At 33.7% G+C, this 14513-nt stretch carries 13 protein-coding genes; all 13 read left to right on the top strand.

The genetic code is table 11. From position 1 onward, the window contains the following. Window positions 1–112: 112 nt before the first annotated feature. The 13 genes from BLP50_RS06920 (at window position 113) to BLP50_RS06865 (ending at window position 14495) form a co-directional block, all read left to right on the top strand. The gene (locus tag BLP50_RS06920; RefSeq protein WP_090153018.1) at window positions 113–715 is read left to right on the top strand and encodes a DJ-1/PfpI family protein; all 603 of its coding nucleotides are present in this window, start codon (window positions 113–115) and stop codon (window positions 713–715) included. Beyond that, window positions 699–1637, top strand: coding sequence for a D-alanyl-D-alanine carboxypeptidase family protein (locus BLP50_RS06915; protein WP_090153015.1), 939 nt, complete (start codon window positions 699–701; stop codon window positions 1635–1637). The genes BLP50_RS06920 and BLP50_RS06915 overlap by 17 nt, the downstream gene beginning before the upstream one ends. A gap of 236 nt (window positions 1638–1873) precedes the next feature. Continuing rightward, on the top strand, window positions 1874–2293 hold the full coding sequence (locus tag BLP50_RS06910; protein WP_090153012.1) for a hypothetical protein: 420 nt from the start codon (window positions 1874–1876) through the stop codon (window positions 2291–2293). 127 nt (window positions 2294–2420) lie between these two features. Continuing rightward, window positions 2421–3710, top strand: coding sequence for a sensor histidine kinase (locus BLP50_RS06905; RefSeq protein WP_176753714.1), 1290 nt, complete (start codon window positions 2421–2423; stop codon window positions 3708–3710). A 15-nt stretch (window positions 3711–3725) separates the two neighbouring features. Further along, window positions 3726–4445, top strand: a complete 720-nt coding sequence (locus BLP50_RS06900; protein WP_090153007.1) for a LytR/AlgR family response regulator transcription factor — start codon at window positions 3726–3728, stop codon at window positions 4443–4445. Window positions 4446–4605: 160 nt separating this feature from the next. Continuing rightward, the gene (locus BLP50_RS06895; RefSeq protein ID WP_090153004.1) at window positions 4606–6408 is read left to right on the top strand and encodes an ABC transporter ATP-binding protein; all 1803 of its coding nucleotides are present in this window, start codon (window positions 4606–4608) and stop codon (window positions 6406–6408) included. An 84-nt stretch (window positions 6409–6492) separates the two neighbouring features. Further along, window positions 6493–6627 (top strand): lachnocin family radical SAM-modified peptide, encoded by a 135-nt coding sequence (locus BLP50_RS14450; protein WP_207645738.1) that lies wholly within the window; start codon window positions 6493–6495, stop codon window positions 6625–6627. A gap of 97 nt (window positions 6628–6724) precedes the next feature. Beyond that, window positions 6725–8050, top strand: coding sequence for a lachnocin radical SAM maturase (locus BLP50_RS06890; RefSeq protein ID WP_090153002.1), 1326 nt, complete (start codon window positions 6725–6727; stop codon window positions 8048–8050). A gap of 14 nt (window positions 8051–8064) precedes the next feature. Beyond that, window positions 8065–9702, top strand: a complete 1638-nt coding sequence (locus BLP50_RS06885; protein ID WP_090153000.1) for a S8 family serine peptidase — start codon at window positions 8065–8067, stop codon at window positions 9700–9702. A 149-nt stretch (window positions 9703–9851) separates the two neighbouring features. Beyond that, window positions 9852–10526: an ABC transporter ATP-binding protein gene (locus BLP50_RS06880; RefSeq protein WP_090152997.1), complete on the top strand. Its 675-nt coding sequence runs from the start codon at window positions 9852–9854 to the stop codon at window positions 10524–10526. A 3-nt stretch (window positions 10527–10529) separates the two neighbouring features. Continuing rightward, complete coding sequence (locus tag BLP50_RS06875; RefSeq protein ID WP_090152994.1) at window positions 10530–12323, top strand: ABC transporter permease; 1794 nt, start codon at window positions 10530–10532, stop codon at window positions 12321–12323. 99 nt (window positions 12324–12422) lie between these two features. After that, window positions 12423–12926: a GreA/GreB family elongation factor gene (locus tag BLP50_RS06870; protein ID WP_090152991.1), complete on the top strand. Its 504-nt coding sequence runs from the start codon at window positions 12423–12425 to the stop codon at window positions 12924–12926. A 132-nt stretch (window positions 12927–13058) separates the two neighbouring features. Next, complete coding sequence (locus BLP50_RS06865) at window positions 13059–14495, top strand: aminoacyl-histidine dipeptidase (RefSeq protein WP_090152988.1); 1437 nt, start codon at window positions 13059–13061, stop codon at window positions 14493–14495. Window positions 14496–14513: the final 18 nt, after the last annotated feature.

Genomic DNA, 14513 nt, shown 5'->3' with positions numbered 1-14513 from the left:
AGGACAAGGTCACACAGACATTGTATTATGGATTTGTATAGGCGTGGCTGTATTTGGAGGTTTAAACATAACAAAAAAGAAGTAGTCATCTACGCGAGGAGAATAGGCACTTATGAAACGAATACTGATATTTTGTTGTACTGGATTTGAGATGATGGAGTTTGCTCCATTCTACGACGTGGCCGGATGGGCAAAAAGCGAATACGGCTTTGATGTAGAAATAGACACATGCGGATTTACAAGAGATGTAAAAAGTGCCTTTTGGGGAACAGAAATCAAAGTTGATAAGTTAATCTCAGAAGTAAATGTGGATGACTATGATGCACTTGCAATTCCTGGAGGAGACCATCTCTATGGTTTCTTTGGCGAGGCATACGACGAGAGATTTCTAGAGTTAATTCGTAAATTCGATAATAGCAAAAAGGTAATAGCAAGTATTTGTGTGGCAGCCCTTCCAATAGGAAAAAGTGGTGTGTTAGCCGGAAGAAAAGCTACTACTTATCATCTTGCAGATGCCTATAGACAAAAGGAATTAGCAGGCTTTGGTGTAAATGTAATACCTGATGAGCCAGTTGTAATAGATGATAATATAATCACCTCATATTGTCCGCAGACTGCACCGGCAGTTGCTTATGAGATGATGAAAATGCTCATTGGAGAAGAGAAAGTAAATGTAATAAAAGAAGGAATGGGATTTGATGAAGTTATTATTTAAGAACATTAAGAAAAAATTATATACATTGGCTTTAATTGGAGCAATGCTTTCAGCAGCCGGGTCCAATTATGTTGTTGTAGATGCTGAGGAATATGTAGCACAGCAACCAGCTATAGCATTTGATGCAGCAGGATGTCTTGTTGCAAATAATACAACTGGAAGAATCATATATTCACAGAATGCAGATGCAATATTGGAACCTGCTAGTACAGTAAAAATCATGACGGCGCTTTTGGCAGTGGAAGCTATCGAAAGAGGAGACATTGCATTAGATTCTCCAGTACTTGTGAGCAGTACAGCATTAGCGAGCCTTCCATCAGATGCTAGTCATGTGGAGCCAAGACTTATGGCAGGAGAGGCGCTCAATGTAGATCAGCTTTTATCTGCGATGATGGTAAGCTCCGATTGTCAGGCATGTAATGTGCTTGCTGAATTATTAGGTGGTTCGGTACCAAATTTTGCAGCCATGATGAATGCTAGAGCAGCTCAGCTTGGATGTGTAAATACCAATTTTACGAATCCTTCTGGTTATCCAGATAATAAGATGTACACCAATGCGACAAGCTTGTATTTAATTACTGCAGAGGCTATCAAGCATCCGCTTTTTAACAAGTATTTCGGATTACAATCTGCTGTGATTCCAGCCACTAATTTATGTGTTGCACCAAGAATACTAGTTAACACAGACGCCTTGATGATACCAGGAAATATTTACTATAATCCAGCAGTAATAGGTGGCAAGACAGGAACAGCAAATAGAGCAGGTCAGTGCCTTGTTAGTGTTGCCGAAAGAGATGGTAAGAAAGTTATTTCTGTAGTTCTAGGTGCAAGAAACAGAACCATGATAGATGGCAATGTTATTTCCATGAGATACTATGAGAGCAACAGGCTGATAGAGCACGGATTTAATAATTATTGGTAAATAACTTGAAAGTCAAAAGTAGTTGTGATTAGTGATAATTGCAACTACTTTTTTTGATGAAATGCAGTATTACTCAAAGTAAAGTACCATTCACTCCGAAAAACATGCAAGTTACTCTAAAACAAAGAAAATGGAAAATTTTGAGTATAATTAAATCATAAGCTATGGGGTAGCAAAAAATGTATAAGGAGGATAAAGATATGCCAATAGATTGGATTGGTGGAGGCCACTAATGAATGGAGGTGTTCCCTATCAAAGTAGCGGAGCAAGAAGAATTAGTTTTTAAGTATAATAGAGAAGAAATAGTCTCGAAAGATCAATTATATGAGAAACTAATTCAGATTGGAAGAAACATTCAAAAGCAGGAAATATTAATTATAGTAAGTCAAGACAAGTATCAGGTATTGTATTTCGAAGATACAAAAGATGAATATAAGATACTAAAAGTGTGGCCAGCATTTAGATATAGAGTAGAGGTTGGCTGGAATGAATTAAAAGAAAACCTAAAACAATATGGTAATTATCTTGATAATAAAGGATACTTAAGCAGTGGCGAAAAATACTGTAATATAAAGCAAATAATTGCTGAAGATGATTATTTTATAATTGATATTTATGCAAAAAAAGAAAGAAAACCAGAGGTTCTTATTAAGTGATTTTTAGTAAGTACCGCTGGTTTTTTGTATGCATAAAAGATGTGTATAAATTGTGAAATATATGTTATATTAAAGTAAATAGACTAAAAGGTCAATTTGGGGGATATAACATAAAATCATGGGTGAAATGGTGAAATTTACATTAACAATATTAATATGGGCAGCACTTGAGTTGTTGAATATAGGTATATTGTTTAAACATGTGCTTATACTGAAACGGAAAAAAAACAATATAGTTTCAGTAATAATAGAAATACTATTGATAATAGCAATTTTATCAACATATGCATATTGTTCCTGGAATAATTATAAGACAATGGAACTAATAATTACGCCACTAATATTTGTGAAGTCAGCCATTTTAATGCGTAGCTTTTTTTATTTGAAATGGAGACATGTGGCATTTATAGCCTTCTTTGTAGAACTTGCATCATTTACAGGATTAAATTTTCGGCTAATAACTCCTTTTATAGGGTGGAATGATACTAATGGATATGTATATGAAGTAATAGGTGAGCTAATATTATTAGCATTATTAGTATTTGTTATATTTCTGAGAAAAAAGAGTATTATACAGTTTTGGATTGCAGAATTACCAGTAGTAGATTTTCTTATATTTACAGTTCTGTTATTTTTCCTATCCATATGGGAAGCAGTAGCATATTTAACTGAAAAAAGACCTTTTAGTTTATATGTTTTCTTTGCGGTAATTGTTGTGTGTACACTTGCTACAATCATAAGGACAATAATAATAACACGAAAAAATAATTCCTTGACATACATTAATAGTTTATTAGAGGAACACATGCAACAAGCAACTGATTATTACAACCAGTTGATAGAACAGGAAAATCAGACAAAAAAATTTAGACACGACATAAAAAATATTTTGATAGCTTTACACAGTATGGTGAAAGAAAACCAAAATGATAAAGCTCTTTTATATATAGAAGATTTAAATGAAGTCTGTGAACAATTAAAACCAAGGTATAACACTGGAAACTTTATTGCAGATGCAATACTAAGTGCGAAAGATACTAGGGCTGCGATGCAAAATATAAATATAAGTTTTGATGGTTATATACCATCAGAAAAAGTCAAAGATGTTGACATGGTAATTGTATTATCAAATATGTTAGATAATGCTATAGAGGCATGTGAAAAAATAACTGGAAAAAAAGATATTGAAATAAGGTCAATTTTGCAGAAAAAAATGTGGGTTCTATATATTAAAAATCCAAGTGAAGAGGTTAATATAATTAATAAAAATCATATTGTAACCACTAAGCAAGAAAAAATGCTTCATGGATTTGGATTAAATAATATTGAAAGAGTAGCGCAAAAATATAATGGAAATATGCAACTAGCATATAAAGAAGGTTATTTTAGCTCAAAGATTACATTTATTTTTGATTAAGAGTAGGGGGAGATTATGTTAAGGATAGCAATATGTGATGATTCAGAATATGTAAGAAAAGAGACAAATAGAGAGCTTTTTAATTACTGTATGGACAGAGATATAGACTATACGGTTAAAGAATTTGAAAATGGGGAAAGTTTTCTAAAAGAGATCAATAATTATGATTTGGTTTTGCTGGACTATCAATTTGAAAATAAAGGTAAAGATGGCATGAGTATTGCCAGAGAAATTAGAAAAATAAATTCCGACATAATTATTATTTTCCTAAGCAGTTATACAAATATAGTCTATGATACATTTGAGGTTGACGCTTTTAGATTTCTGATAAAGCCAATTGATAAAGAAAAATTTTATGCAGCAATGGATGATTGCTTTAAAACTTTACAAAATGATAATACGTTAATAGTAAAAGTAGAAGGTACAAGCCATTATATAAAAGAGAATCAAATCTCATATGCTGAAGGAAATGGTAAAAAAAGTATAATTCATTTCATTAACAAAGAAGAAGTCTTGGAATGCAATGAAACATTATCATCCATAATGGAGAGATTGTCAGACCGTCTCTTTTACAGATGCCATAAATCCTTTTTAGTTAATATGAAATATGTAGAATCATTTAATCATACTGACTTAATGTTGCAGAACAAAGAATCTATAATGATAAGTAGGCAAAAATACAAGCCATTTTGTGACGCTTATTCAGAGTTTTTAGTTAAGAGTAAAGTTATATAATAAAGAATAAATGGTAATAATTATCAAAAAGACATTGTGAAAAGCAATGTCTTTTTTTATTTACTCCTAAAAACGTACCAAATAATCCATTTCCATAAAAAAGTGAAATCCAGCGATAAAATATAATCAAAGTTAAGCCAGATTTCAAGGAGGACACAAAATGAAAATGGTTAAGGACTATATAGGAAAAATATTCTTTATTTTTAAAGAAATATATAAAGCCGGAGTAGGTGTTTTTGTATTATCTATTGCATCCATGTTACTGACGGGTTTGAGTCCGGTGCTCATTACATATCTGACAGCGAAATTGTTAGAACTAATTGGTATGAGCGCGACGAAAAACCAGCAAATAAATCCGATTGAGTTTTTACTTCCTCTATTAGGAGTGATTGGATTAGTAATAATATCATTTGCGATAGAGAATATGAAAACAGTGATTTGTTCGGTTGTAGGATTAAGGCTTTCACATAATCTGGAAAATACAATTGCTGAAAAGTTTCAGATGATAAAAAGGCAGAGGTTGGATAATCCGGATTTTAGAGATTTACATAGTAATACAATCACAGCCTGTGGAACGGAACCATTAAATCTAATGGAAAGTTTATTTGGATTAGTTGCAAATGCAATCAGCATTGTAGGATATGGAATGATTGTGATTCGATTTAATTGGATCGCGTTTGCTGTGATAGTAGTTACGGTTATACCTACATTGATAATAAAAAAGAAATATCAAGGAATGATGTTTAAATTCTATAGTTCCCATACTATGCAAATGCGTAGAATCTGGTATTTCTTGTCATTAATTACAGAAGTAGAAAATGCAAATGAAATTAGAAGTTATAGATTGTTCCCATATTATATGGGAAAGCGCAAGGAAGAATTTAAATCATATATAAAAGAAAATTCTAAAATTGCAGCAAAAGAAATTACATTTACACTTATTACAAATCTGATAGCCATGATGGGAACAATAATAGTAGGCGCATGGTTAATAAAATCCGTATTAAGTGGAAGTATAAAAATATCGTTATTCTATTTGAGTTTTACAGCGATAACAACATTTGTTACCAAGCTGCTGGTTTTATCTGGTCAAATCGCTAGTACAAGTAAATGCATGATGTTTATAGATTACATTTTTAAATATTTTGCTGAAAAAGATTTGATAGTAGAAGGAGAAAAAAGGATACAAGAGAAAGACGTTCATAATATCAAATTCGAAAATGTTAGTTATAAGTATGAAGGAAGTGACGTATATGCATTAAAAAATATTTCTGTATCCTTCAACACTGACGAAACTATTTGCTTAGTAGGTGAGAATGGTAGTGGCAAAAGTACATTCTCGAAATTATTAACAGGTATATATGAACCTACAGAGGGAAATATCTACATTGATGGCATTAATATTAAAGAATACAAGATAGATGAACTAAGAAAATTCTTTGGCGTTCTCTATCAGGATTATATAAAATTCGCAGATACGGTATCTAATTGTATTGGTGTGGGTAATTTAGAAGAAATAGATGATAGAAAAGGAATAGCTGAAGCAGCAGAAGTAACAGGGGCGAGTCAATTTATTAATGACTATTCGGAAAAATATGAAACTCATTTGAGTAAGTTATTCTATAACGAAGCTATAGAACCTTCAGGCGGTCAGTGGCAAAAACTGGCTCTAACACGAGCCCTGTTTTCAAAGGGTAAGGTATTGGTTTTAGATGAGCCTACAGCAGCATTGGATCCGAAAAGTGAAGTAAAGATGGCTGATGTTTTTAAAAGAATAAAAGGAAGTAATTCAACAGTAATTATTTCTCATCGAATGTATATGACAAAGATAGCAGATAAGATTCTTGTATTGAATAAAGGAAGTCTAATTGAAAATGACAGCTTCGAAAATTTAATAAAGAGCAAAAATGAATTTTATTCAATGTATAAGTTGCAATCTGATAGCTACAAGATGTCTATATAGGTTTATATAGAGAAATGAGAATGCTGTTGATTATAAAGAAACCTGCTACTTATTAATAATGTATTGAGAAAGGTGGATAAAATTATGACAAAGAAGATGAATTTAAAGAAGATTAACAAGAAGAACAATGCAACAGTTAGAGTATTAGGATGCCACTGCGGATGTGAGGGCAAGCCAGTTTCAGCCGTAGGAAGTGGCTACATCGGAATGTTCCTTTAATTTTTAAAAATATAATAGAAGACTAAAAAATTAATGTTAAAGTAGTAGGTTTTTTTATAATCAACAGCATTTATTTACCAGGAGGAGAGAAAATTAAATGTATTTATCAAAGGTTATTAAAACAAAAAATAATGTATATCTATATGATGCCTTAAATGATGATTTCACGAACCTTCCTTCAGAAGATATTTTGGATAATGAGAAGGAATATAAAAGTTTTATAGAAGAAAATGGTTTTAGAGATATCAATAAACCAGCTGAGTTTAAAATACAATATCCATACGAGTTCGAAGAGTTAAATGAAATGTATAAAAGTAAGGTGAAAAGTATTACATTAGCTCTAACTGAACAGTGCAATTTAAGATGCGAATATTGTGGCTACATGGCGAAGTATTTAGATAAAGAATATAGACTAAAACAAATGCCGAAAGCAGTGGCAATGGCAGCAATTGATTTATACATGAATAGTTCTGAAGAAAGTGACTTGAATCATATAGGTTTTTATGGTGGTGAACCATTATTACGATTTGAGTTAATAAAAGAGTGTATAGACTACGTTAAGTCTAAGTACCCATTTAGACAGCCGGACTACAGTATTGTTACAAATGCGGTTCTATTAAAAGATGATATTGCTGACTTCTTAATTGAAAACAATGTGCATATAACAATTAGTTTAGATGGTCCAACAGCAGAATTTAATAAATACAGAGTATTTCCAAATGGTGAGAAGAGCTTTGAAGTAGTAAAGGAAAATATAAAAAATTTATATGAAAAAAATCCAAAGTACTTTAGAGAGTATGTGGCATATAATTCAGTTTTATATAATGGACCAAGTGAAGAATTATATGAAGCATTTGATGAATTATGGAAGCAAAATGTTACACTAGTTGATTTGTTCAAGACGGAATATTTTGCGAAAGTACTTGAAAGAGATAATAAGTCTGAATGTAAGAGACAAAGAATTGATGTAGAAAAATATGATTTCACGCATAAAGCTATGATGAAAGCAATGAAGAAATATTACAATGCATTCAACAGTAATTATGCGAGTGATACGATTCTTCCAGGTGGCTTTTGCATACCTGGAATACGAAAAAATTTTATTACAACAGACGGGAAAATTTTGGTATGTGAAAAAGTAGATGAAGCATGTGATTGCTTTGAAATAGGAGATGTGTATAACGGATTAGATATAAAAAAGGTAGAAAGATTAATAGATGTGACCTTGAAGTATCTAAATAAATGTAAGAATTGCTGGGCTGCAAGATTTTGTAAAGTTTGCTTTAAAGATATTGTAGTGGATGAAGAGGAATTTTGTGAAGGAGCTAGACAACAGGTTGAACATGAAATGGGATACTATTTTGAAAGAGTAAGTAATGATAAAGATATGAAGAATTATGTAGCAAACATATCATTGGTTTAAGCGAGGAAAAGTAAATGAAAATAGCATTAATCGACACTGGAATAGATAATAAGTTTGAAAATGTTAAACTGGAGCATTTTTGTGTAGAAAAAGGACATGTAAAAAGTAAATCAAAGGCAATAAAAGAGTCTCATGGAACAGAATGCTGTAAAGAAATCATTAATCATTGTAAATGTAAGGAATTAAAGATTTTTGATTTTAATGTATGGAATGATGGAAATATAGAGATTAAGAATATAGTTGCAGCAATTAACAGAGCTATAAAAGAGCAAGTTACATTAATAAATATTAGCTTAGGAGTAACTGAGAATTCAATTGAATTAGCTGATGCATGTAAAGAAGCTTTGATGAACAATATAATTATTGTTTCAGCTGCTTCTCATAGGAATACTGTATCGTTTCCGGCGGATTATAGAACAGTATTATCAGTGAATGTAGATCAAAATCAGAGCGAAAAAATTAAGTTAGTGGATGATAATTCGATTTCCATTTCAATGAGAGATTACATTATAGATGATAATGAAGAAAAATTTGATTTTAGTTCATCTAGTATGGCCTCAGCAAGAGTTACGGGATTATTAGCTAATGAATTGGAAGGAGATTTTGTCCAAGATAATCTTAGAATATTAAATAAGAAATATGGAATAAAGTTTTCTACGAATAATAGCTCAAAAACAGAAAAGATTGAAGATAAACCAATAATTAATGGTAACGTAGCGGTAGTTCTATACCCACAAAAGCAGTTGGAAAAATTAAAAGAGAATAGATTAATTAATGTGGTAGCATATTTCGATTTTGAATCTGGATCCTTTAAGGGTATGGATAATGATGAAGTTACAGACAATTTTGATTCAATCTTTTTGGTTAATACAATGTACAATGATGTTCGTGTTCCAAAGGGATTAGAGGAAAAGTATAAAGAAAAAAGAATTTATTATTTAGGTAATTTTATTGATGTTGAAAATGCTAAGTTGTTTAGAAAATATGATAGTTATACATCGGATGAATTGTCGATTTTGGAAAAGCCAGTAATTGCTGTAGCTAGCCTTTGTAGTGAATGCAATAAAAATGATATTCACTATGAATTATACAAGAGCTTAACTAAAGATAATGTGCAAGTAGAGGCGATAAGTAATAATCCTCTAGGAATAGTCCAAGGAATGAACGTGTTTGAGTTCCCGCAGGAAATAAAGTTTCCTAATATTGTCTATGAGATAAATCAGTATATGTATCTTAACGAAACAAATAAAGATATGGATATTTGGTTAATAAATATTGGCGGGGCAATAGGGCCATTAAATGGAATGAACTTATATAAGTTTGGTAAGCTTGCTGATGCATATTTATCTGCTTCAAATGTTGATATTTTAGTATTATGTGTGAATCCTTCTGTAGATATTGAACATTTACGATATGAGATGGGATTTTTATATAAAAATGGTGTGGAAAAAATTTACTTAGTGCTATCTAATAATGATATAGATGGTTCTACAACTGATTATAGAGATGGCGTCCAGACCTATCAATTAGATAGTACTAAATATACTGACTCAATTAAATATCTTCAGGATAGTATTGGAGATAAAGTGTTTTCTATGGAAGAAGCAAAATCAGGATTACTGTATAAGGAAATAATAAATGATCTTACATAAAGAGGAATAATATGATGATAGAAAAAACCTAGTAGTTGTTTTGCTGCTAGGTTTTTCCATTTACTCCTAAAATATTGCATTTCACTCCACCTATGAGCATTCTGAACAATAATTCCTATAATAAAAAATATATAGGGAGGAATAATACTATGGAAACAATCTTAGAAACAAAAGACCTATGTAAAACATACGGCGAAGGAGACATAGCTGTTAGAGCCGTGAAAAGTGCAAACATTGGAATTAAGAAGGGCTCCTTTGTTGCAATCGTAGGTGAGTCGGGTTCAGGTAAGACCTCCTTGCTTAATATGCTAGGAGGATTGGATGACCCTACCAGTGGCAGCGTGTTAATTCAGGGCAAAGATATTTACTCTATGCCTGAGGAAAAGCGCACGTTGTTTAGAAGAAGAAAAATCGGTTTTATTTTTCAGGCATTCAACCTTATTCCGGAGCTGACAGTGGAGCAGAATATTATTTTCCCGCTATTGCTAGATGGCAAAAAAATAGATAGGGGATATCTGGAAGATATACTTAAGATTTTAAAGTTAGATGAGCGTCGCAACCATCTTCCGTCAAAACTTTCAGGTGGTCAGCGTCAGCGAGTAGCGATTGGTAGAGCCTTGATTACAAAGCCTGCAATTATTTTGGCAGATGAGCCAACTGGCAATTTGGATTCTACAAATACCAAGGAAGTTATCAACTTGCTCAAGACTGCAGCAAGTAATTATCAACAGACAATTATCATGATTACCCACAGCAATGCTATTGCTAGATCAGCAGACGAGATATATAACGTACAGGACGGAGTCATTTCAAAAGTGGGGTAGATTATGAAAAGTTATTTAGATTTAATAGGTATCTCAAATAAAGTAAACAAAAAGACCACACGGTTGGTACGTCTATGCATAGTGCTTTCAGTATTTCTTGTGACAGCAATATTTGGTTTGGCAGAGATGGCAATTCGAATGGAAGCATCTCGATTAATTGAAAAGCATGACTCAGGAATAATCACATCATTAATGGACAACGCGGGAGTGCAGTTATATTTAATAGTTGCCTTTGTTTTATTTCTTTTAGTTTTAATAGCAAGCGTGTTAATGATAGCTAGCAGTATCAATAGCAATATAGCCCAGAGAACAAAGTTTTATGGACTTATGCGCTGTATTGGTATGACTAAAAAGCAAATAAAAAAATATGTTAGAAGAGAGGCGCTGAGTTGGTGTAAGTTGTCCATTGCTTTGGGAAATGTTCTTGGTATTTTTACTACATGGGTACTTTGCCTAGTAATGAAATATGGAATAGCAGGAGAATTTGCCGACATCCAAACAAATAGAATTAGCATTATTTCCATATTCTTTGGAGCATGTGTTGGGCTAATCAGTGTTGTATTGGCAGCGCAGGCTCCTGCCAAAAAGGCATCTTCGGTGAATCCTATAATTGCAGTATCAGACCAGGATACCAGTGTTAGCAGTAGCCTATTACAGGCAAAGCATGTAGGTATAGACACAGTTTTAGGAATGAATCATGCTTTTAATTCCAAGAAGAATCTGTTTCTTTTGGTGTCTTCCTTTGCATTAAGCATTATTTTGTTTTTAGCTTTTTCAACACTGGTGCAGTTTGTAAATTACATCATGCCCCAGCTTTCTAACACAGAGGATCTAAAGATAATTGCAGCAGAAGAAGGCGCACTTATTGACCCAGGCCTAGTTTCTTCTCTAGAGCGTATTGGAGGAGTTAAAAGAGTATATGCCAGAAACAATGCATTTGATGTGCAAGCAACTGTCAATGGAACTAGTACAGAGCTTATTGATATCGTTGCAGATAGCGATTTTGATTTGGAATCATTAAAAAAAGATGGTTTCCTAAAAAATAATGTTGATGTGGACAAGATCAAAGGAAATAGTTTCTTAGCCCTTTCAACATGGGACAAGACAGTAGATTTTACTGTTGGGGATGAGCTTGATATAAATGATTACCCAATAGAGGTAGTTGGACTTTTAAAGCAGGACATTTATACAGCAGATGGCATGACCCATGGGAAACGAACATTGATTGTATCAAACGATACATTTGAAGAATTGATGGGAGAGGTAGGCTATTCAACAGTATTGGTTCAGCTGGAAGAATCCATTTCAGAAGGCCAGGTTAAGAGCATAATAAAAAAAATACCTGAGCAATATCTGGTAGAGGATAATCGAGAATATAATACAGCCAGCACCTACTGGATTTTCACATTCTTCGTATATAGCTTTATTGTCATCATAGCCCTTGTTGCCATGCTGAATATCATAAATGCAATATCTGTCAGCGTCACTTCTCAGTTCAAGCGCTATGGAATGATGCGTGGAATTGGAATGGAATTGAGACAGATTAAAAAGGTGATTATTGGTGAGGCCTGTGTATATTCAATTATAGGGCTGATTTTTGGAAGTGGGTTAGGACTTCTACTTTCAAAAGCAATATTCGATAGCTTGATTGGCTCTCATTTCGAATATGCAACTTGGGAGATTTCACCATCTAATATTATTTTTATCTTATTGTTTGTAATATTGGCCACAACAGTTGCTGTTGAAAGCTCATTTACACGAGTTAGAAAAATGGATGTTGTGAGCCAATTATCATAACCCCCTTCAACATGAAAGCACCCTAATTGTAGGGTGCTTTTTACTATGGATTTTATGTGCTAAACTATATAAATACTGAAAATAATTTTGGAGGTAGTTATGGGCGAGAGATTAACCAAAGGTGATATAGAAAAAATACAGGCAGAAATAGATGAGAGAAAGCTGGTTATCAGACCAAAGCTTCTAGAAGAGGTTAAGGAGACAAGAGCGCAGGGCGATTTATCTGAGAACTTTGAGTATCATGAGGCAAAGCGTGCTAAAAATATGAATGACAGCCGTATCAGATATTTGGAGAAGATGCTTAAATTTGCAGAGGTTGTAGATGATTCCAGTGCCGAGGATGAGGTGGGAATTAACAACACAGTTACCATTTACATTCCAGAGGATGATGTGGAGGAGACTTATAAGCTAGTCACATCTATCAGAGGCAATTCTCTGAAGGGACTTATTTCAATAGAGTCGCCTCTAGGTGCAGCAATTAGAGGCAAGCACGTAGGCGACAAGGTAATGGTAAAAGTTAATGACGATTATTCCTACGAAGTAGAGATTAGGAACATAGATAATTCATCTACAGACGAGGATGACCAAATTAAAAGGTATTAAATTAAAGACCTAAGTTCGATAGAATTTAGGTCTTTAAAATGTTATAGTAAAGATAGGTTTTTATGGGTAAAACTGAGTAAGCATCTTAGAGGGGTGCGATAAATAATTAATAGTTAGGAGATTTATTAAAAAATGGCAGTATTAAGCAATTGTAAGCCAGAGAGAGTATTTCATTATTTTGAGGAGATTTGTAGTATCCCACATCCTAGTTACCACGAGGAGAAAATTAGCGCATATCTAGTAGATTTCGCTAAGGCTCACAACTTGGAGTATTACCAGGATGATTTATACAATGTAATTATGATTAAAGAGGCATCTGAGGGAATGGAGAATGCAGCTCCACTTATTCTTCAGGGTCACATGGATATGGTGGCTGAGCAGGAGCCTGATTGCAAGAAGGACATGCTCACAGAGGGTCTTGATTTAGAAATCGTTGATGGATTCGTTACAGCTAAGGGCACAACACTTGGCGGTGATGATGGAATTGCAGTAGCTATGATTCTTGCAATTCTTGAGGATGACCAGCTTAAACACCCACGCCTAGAGGCAGTTATTACCGTTTCAGAAGAGGTTGGAATGGAAGGAGCGGCCGCTATTGATGTTTCAATGCTCAAAGGTCGTAAGCTTCTTAATCTCGACAATGAAATGGAAGGACAATTCTTAGCTGGTTGTGCAGGTGGATGCAGAATGGAGATTAAGTATCCATTTGTAAAAGAGTCAGTTAAGGGGTCATTAGTTTCAGTAGATGTTAAGGACTGCACTGGTGGTCACTCAGGTGCAGAGATTAATAAGGGCAGAGCCAACGCTTCATTTATGGCTAATAGACTTTTAGCTGCAGCAGTTGAGGTTTCTGATATTAATCTTGTAGATTTTGTTGGTGGTACAAAGGATAATGCCATCCCACGTGCTACATCATTTAAGGTAATTGCTTCTGATGAGGCTGTTAAGGCGATGGAAGCAGAGGCAGCTGCAATTAAAAATGAATTTGCTATCACAGATCCTGATATGAAAATCGAGTTTAAGAATGAGGGTGATGTGACAGTTGATGGTGTAAGTGCCGCAGACTCTAAACGTATTGTTGAGCTTTTATTATCTATGCCAGATGGAATTCAGGCAATGAGCCATGATATTGAGGGTCTTGTTGAGACTTCTCTTAATCTAGGTATTTTAAAGCTTAATGAGGATCATCTTTTATTTGCAAGCGCTCTTAGAAGCTCAGTAGACAGTGCTAAGAAGGCTCTTATGAGAAAGGTTTCCATGGTTGCTAAGGCATACGGTTGTGATGTTTCAGCTCATGGCCAGTATCCAGCATGGGAGTACTTGAGAGTCTCAGCTTTTAGAGATGAAGCAGTTAAGATTTACAAGGAAGTTACAGGTCAGGATGCAGTAGTTGAGACTATTCATGCAGGTGTTGAGTGCGGTCTTTTAGCATCAAAGCTTCCTGGACTTGATGCAGTTTCAATTGGACCAGAGATGTACGATATTCATACTCCAAAGGAGCGCCTTTCTATCGCTTCTACAGAGAGAATATACAATTATGTAAGACGAGTTATAGAGGAAAGTAAATAATTAATTAGGGGTTACTAG

The sequence above is a fragment of the Pseudobutyrivibrio sp. AR14 genome (assembly GCF_900101325.1).
Taxonomy (GTDB): Bacteria; Bacillota; Clostridia; order Lachnospirales; family Lachnospiraceae; genus Pseudobutyrivibrio.
The sequence above is the reverse complement of the archived record's forward strand: the minus strand, read 5'-3'. Positions and strand labels throughout refer to the sequence as shown.

What these genes read in the sequence shown, in the direction of transcription:
- BLP50_RS06920 (WP_090153018.1), top strand. Translation starts at nt 113, where the DNA reads ATGAAACGAATACTGATATTTTGTTGTACTGGATTTGAGATGATGGAG.
- BLP50_RS06915 (WP_090153015.1), top strand. Translation starts at nt 699, where the DNA reads ATGAAGTTATTATTTAAGAACATTAAGAAAAAATTATATACATTGGCT.
- BLP50_RS06910 (WP_090153012.1), top strand. Translation starts at nt 1,874, where the DNA reads ATGGAGGTGTTCCCTATCAAAGTAGCGGAGCAAGAAGAATTAGTTTTT.
- BLP50_RS06905 (WP_176753714.1), top strand. Translation starts at nt 2,421, where the DNA reads ATGGTGAAATTTACATTAACAATATTAATATGGGCAGCACTTGAGTTG.
- BLP50_RS06900 (WP_090153007.1), top strand. Translation starts at nt 3,726, where the DNA reads ATGTTAAGGATAGCAATATGTGATGATTCAGAATATGTAAGAAAAGAG.
- BLP50_RS06895 (WP_090153004.1), top strand. Translation starts at nt 4,606, where the DNA reads ATGAAAATGGTTAAGGACTATATAGGAAAAATATTCTTTATTTTTAAA.
- BLP50_RS14450 (WP_207645738.1), top strand. Translation starts at nt 6,493, where the DNA reads ATGACAAAGAAGATGAATTTAAAGAAGATTAACAAGAAGAACAATGCA.
- BLP50_RS06890 (WP_090153002.1), top strand. Translation starts at nt 6,725, where the DNA reads ATGTATTTATCAAAGGTTATTAAAACAAAAAATAATGTATATCTATAT.
- BLP50_RS06885 (WP_090153000.1), top strand. Translation starts at nt 8,065, where the DNA reads ATGAAAATAGCATTAATCGACACTGGAATAGATAATAAGTTTGAAAAT.
- BLP50_RS06880 (WP_090152997.1), top strand. Translation starts at nt 9,852, where the DNA reads ATGGAAACAATCTTAGAAACAAAAGACCTATGTAAAACATACGGCGAA.
- BLP50_RS06875 (WP_090152994.1), top strand. Translation starts at nt 10,530, where the DNA reads ATGAAAAGTTATTTAGATTTAATAGGTATCTCAAATAAAGTAAACAAA.
- BLP50_RS06870 (WP_090152991.1), top strand. Translation starts at nt 12,423, where the DNA reads ATGGGCGAGAGATTAACCAAAGGTGATATAGAAAAAATACAGGCAGAA.
- BLP50_RS06865 (WP_090152988.1), top strand. Translation starts at nt 13,059, where the DNA reads ATGGCAGTATTAAGCAATTGTAAGCCAGAGAGAGTATTTCATTATTTT.